Below are 4,149 nucleotides of genomic sequence, written 5' to 3' on the forward strand. Positions count from 1 at the left end.
CCGGGGGGGCGCACCGGCGCTTCGGGCGGCGGCGGGGCCGGCACAGCATCGGTGTAGGTGAGGCGCGGCCGGGCCAAAAACCGCTCGGAGCGAATGTCGAACCCGCGGGCGTGCACCTCGAACGACTCCATCAGTGGCGCCACAAACTTCTGGAAGTAACTCTCTTCCACGTTGCGCGGCACCACGATGAATTTCTTCTTCAGGAAGGGCAGCAGCTTCTTGCCGTCAACCTCGGTGCGGAAGGTGTAGAGCAGGTCGTTGAGCAGCAGCCAGGCCGGCTGCAGGCACACCAACACAGCATCTTTGTATTGGAAGTCAAGCTTTTGACCCTGGTACTGAATGGTGGGGAAGTAGTGCGTGCCTTCTTCGTTGCGCCGGAAGTGAAACAGGATGGACGCTTTAGCGGGCGCCAGGCCAATCTCCTTCCAGGTCGGCTCGCCGTCGCGGCCCATGATGAATACCTGCTTGCCCGCCAGCCGGGCCAGCACCGCACCCATGCGGGCCTGCACCTGCCGGGCAATGGCCTCCTGCAGGGGCTTGTCGCCTTTTTCGGGGTGGTACGTTTTCAGGAAAAACTCGGCCGTGGCAATCTTACGGGGCCAGAATTCCTTCACAATGGCTTCCTGCTGCAGCTGGTCGCAGAGGGCAACTATTTCGAAGTCAGTAGCGTCGAGGCCGGCGGCGAATTCGTGCACGTTCTTGCCCGAAACCGTCTGGTGTTGCAGCGTCAGCTGCCCGCGGGGGCCCAACTGCACCACGTAGGCCGCGAACAAATGCCCCAGACATTCGTGCTCGAAGAGGGAGTAAACGATTTGAAAAGGTTCAGCGGTAGATACTTTCATAGCCGGGCGCGCTCGCGGAAAGCGCAAGGTAGGGCTGAAAATGGAAATACGCACCCATAATTTTTTGTGCTTAGAAAAGGACGGTATGGTTTTAAAACGGGAAAAGCCGCCCCAAAATGGGGCGGCCTCGGGGTGTGGACTAGCTGCCGGCCAAATAATCAAGGGCTTAACCCTGCCCAAATAGGGAGTGGCCTACAGATTTTCGCGCAAATCGAGGTTGCCCGCGTTCAGCGCCGGCCGGATGCTGACAGCCAGCGTGATAAGCACAATAGACAAGCAGGTGAAGGCAATGTCCGACACCTGCATTTTTACAGGGTACGATTCGACCACGCTCGTGGCCATGCCCATGCTCACCAGTCCGAAGCGCTGCTGCAACCAGCACAGCGTGACGCCGGTGAGCAGCCCTACCGTGGCGCCTACCAGGGCCACAATGGCTCCCACGTACAGGAACGTGCGCCGCACGGCCAATTGGTTGGCGCCCATGGCCAGCAGCACCGCAATGTCTTTCTTCTTGTCAATAACGAGCATCGACAGCGAGAAGAAGATGTTGAGTGAGGCAATCAGCAGGATGAGCGTGAAGGTGATGAACACAAACAGCTTTTCCACCTTAATAGCCTTGAACAGGCTCACGTGCTGCTCATCCGAGTCCTGCACTTTGAAGCTGGGGCCCAGCTGTTTGCGCAGCTGTTCCTTCACCTGTTCAATCTCGAAGCTGCCGCCCACTTTCACGTACAGCGCCGTGCGGCGGGTGGTGTAGCCCAACAGGCGCTGGGCGAAGGAGATGGGCACGAAAATGTAGCTGTCGTCGATGTGCTGCTCGATGAGGAACACGCCGCCCGCAATCAGGCTTTCCTGGTTGAAGGCGTCTTCGGGGTTCATGCTCAGGGTTTTGCGGCCGGCCGTGTTGCGCGGGTACAGCAGGCGCAGCGGGGCCAGGCGGTTGTTGAGCGTGATGCTGAGCTCGTGCTGCACGCCCGCGCCCACCAAGGCTACGTCGAGGCTGTCGCGGTGCAGGCGGTGGTCGCCCTCCCGAATGTTGGCGTCAATCTGGCTCTGGCCGAAGTAGTTATCCGAGAGGCCGCGCATCTTCACCACCATCTGGCGGTCGTGGTACTGCAGCAGGGCGTTGTCCTCAATCACCTGCGTGAGCAGGGCCACGCCGGGCGTGTTTTCCAGCTTCATCAGGAAGGTGCGGTCCACGTCGAAGGCTTTGCCTTTAGCCGCTGAAATCACCAGATTAGGGTCGGACTTGCCGTATAGCGTGCGCACCAGGTCCTCAAGCCCGTTGAACACCGACAGCACAATGATGAGCGCAGCTGTGCCCACCGCCACGCCAATCATTGAAATGTTGGAAATGATGGTGATGATGTTGCGCTTGTTCTTGGAGCGGAAGTAGCGCCGGGCAATGAGGAAGGGTACGTTCATAAATCACGGATTCGTCGGATTGCGCACGGATTGCACGGATTTCGTGGACGATTCCTCGGGGGAGTAGAGTCGCGGGGTAGGGGTTGCGAGCGGAAAGCTACGCTAACGCAGACATAAAAGGAAGGTTAGCAGCGCCAGCTTCGCAACGAAGGTTGCTGGCTGCAGCTATAAACTCCGGTTAAGCCGAGTGTTACTTCCAGGCTTTCACGATGAGGCCGGTGCCGGAATCGTGGGTGCTACGGGCGTCGAGCCAGTTCAGCAGCAGGCAGAAGGGGAACACCACGGCGTAGTAGAACGGCAGCAGAATGAAAAATGCCCGCGACTTGCCCAGCATCAGAATGGGGTATTTCATGCTGAGGCGCCACGAAATCTGGCCCGGCTCGCCGTAGCTGTAGCGGGCCTCGATGCGCTCGAAGCCGGCGGTGCTCAGCTTCTGCTGAATCTCTCGGATATTGTAGCCGTCGCGCACGTGCTCCTCGATGAAGCTGGTTTCGCCATCGTCGTGCACGTCGGAGCCGCCCTGGTCGCTGGGGGTCGAAATCAGCAGCATGCCGCCGTCCTTCAGCGAAGCGTGAATGTTGCGGAACACCTCCACGTCTTCCAGAATGTGCTCCATCACATCAACCGATAAGGCCAGGTCGAAGGTGTTGGGCTCCTGATAGAGCACGAGGTCCTGCACGGCAAACTGCACATTGCGGCGGCCAATCTGCCGGAAGAAGGCGTTGGAGTCGGCCACTTGCTCCTCCTTCACATCCACGGCCAGAATGTTCCATTTCGAGCTCAGCCCGCTCAGCCAATAGGTATACTGGCCGTAGCCCGAGCCGGCGTCGAGAATGTTCAGCGGCTCTTGGGTGCGGCCTTTGGCCCAGCGGCGCAGCTCGCGGTGCACGTGCCAGGTGCGAAGCAGCAGCAAATCGAGCAGGTGATAAAACAGCCGGCGCAGCCACGGCGTGCGGTTGAACACTTGGCCGAGCGTCTTCTTAATGGGGTCGTAGTACAATGGGTGAATGAGTGAATGGGTGAATGAGTGAATGAGACGGTTGAGCGAATGAGCGCAGGACAAAAGTCATTCACCCATTCACTCATTCACTCATTCACCCTTGAACAAACGCGGCCGGGCGGGTTTGTCGTCTTCGTCGTCCGAAGCCTCGTCCTTCGGGGCGGGCGGAATGACGAGTGTGCCGAGCACCTGGTCCATGTGGGCGGCGTAGGCGGCGCTGTCGTCGTGGAAGAAGATGAGCTCGGGCACCACGCGGGCCGTTTGGCGGATGCGCTTGGCCAGCGCGTGGCGAATTTCCTTGGCGTTGTCGCGCACGGTTTCGAGGCGGGCTTCGGCGTCGCCGCCCAGCAGCAGGCTCAGGTACACGCGGGCCTGGCCCAGGTCAGGCGTCACCTTCACGGTGCTGATGCCCGGGGCCATGCCGCCCCCAAAGAGGTGCGGCAAATCGCGCTGGAGCACGGCGGCCAGCTCCTGCTGTAGCAGGCTGGCCATTTTCTGTTGTCGTTTGCTTTCCATAATGACCGGCAAAGGTACGGGATGGGGGACAGGGAAAAAGGGATAAGGCATAGGGCGATGAGCAAGGGAAAGCCGGGAGCGGAAAAGGCGCAGAAGAAAGCGAAGTTGCCCGGGCAGGGCCGAGGCGCTGGACTGGCAGGAATGGATTGCTAGCGGCGCAACCAGCACGCCCGATACCTTTGCCGTATTCCCCATTCCTTTTTCCTTATTCCCGAAAGCAGTGCTTCGCTTTTTTAAGAGCTCCTTGCCGACCCAGCTGGCGGCGCTGCTGCTGCTGGTACTGGCGCTGCGCCTGCCGCTGCTCTGGCTGGGCCTGCCCCTCACGGCCGAGGAGCTGCGGGCCCTACTGGTGGGCGAGCGCCTGCA

General features: G+C 60.1%; 3 protein-coding genes and 1 pseudogene. All 4 read right to left on the reverse strand.

Annotation, left to right across the window (positions count from 1 at the left end):
• A pseudogene (locus tag ACYVDE_RS16160) lies at nt 1–842 on the reverse strand (ATP-dependent helicase); the annotation flags it as partial.
• Between the two features lie 192 nt (nt 843–1,034).
• Nucleotides 1,035–2,267 carry an ABC transporter permease gene (locus tag ACYVDE_RS16165; protein ID WP_460502578.1) on the reverse strand — a complete coding sequence of 411 codons (1,233 nt, stop codon included), beginning with the start codon at nt 2,265–2,267 and terminating at the stop codon, nt 1,035–1,037.
• A gap of 190 nt (nt 2,268–2,457) precedes the next feature.
• Entirely contained in the window at nt 2,458–3,267 is an 810-nt protein-coding gene (locus ACYVDE_RS16170) for a class I SAM-dependent methyltransferase (RefSeq protein ID WP_460502579.1), read from the reverse strand.
• 90 nt (nt 3,268–3,357) lie between these two features.
• Nucleotides 3,358–3,783 carry a ribosome-binding factor A gene (locus ACYVDE_RS16175; protein WP_460502580.1) on the reverse strand — a complete coding sequence of 142 codons (426 nt, stop codon included), beginning with the start codon at nt 3,781–3,783 and terminating at the stop codon, nt 3,358–3,360.
• Between the last annotated feature and the right edge of the window lie 366 nt (nt 3,784–4,149).

It is taken from the genome of Hymenobacter agri (assembly GCF_054778495.1).